The organism is Idiomarina sp. Sol25, from assembly GCF_033052775.1.
GTDB lineage: Bacteria > Pseudomonadota > Gammaproteobacteria > Enterobacterales > Alteromonadaceae > Idiomarina.
This window is the reverse complement of sequence record NZ_JAUPEW010000215.1, coordinates 1-244: the sequence shown is the minus strand read 5'-3', so window position 1 is coordinate 244 and position 244 is coordinate 1. Positions and strand designations below refer to the sequence as shown.

The window sequence follows — 244 nt, the reverse complement described above, 5'->3', positions numbered from 1 at the left end:
CAGCGGCTGGCGGACAGCCATTGGTCGGCCAGCGCAAAGCGCCTGGAGCGTGCGTGGATCGCTGCTTCTTGTAGCGTCGCATCGGTCTTCAACGCGCCCGCAGTGGATGGCACGATGCAGTCAGTGGCTTCTACTGCGGGTGCCAACAGGCCCGGCAGGTGGGGCGTGCGAGCGCTGGTGCCCAGCGGTGTGTAGGCGAGGGGCAGGCCAAAAAATCCCGCGAACCCGATGGTCTGTACGGCGG

The 244-nt window shown here is 66.8% G+C and carries 1 protein-coding gene; it reads right to left on the bottom strand.

Annotation, left to right across the window (positions count from 1 at the left end):
* A partial coding sequence (locus Q5L94_RS14050) for a putative inorganic carbon transporter subunit DabA (RefSeq protein WP_317498965.1) occupies window positions 1–244 on the bottom strand: 244 nt, incomplete at both ends.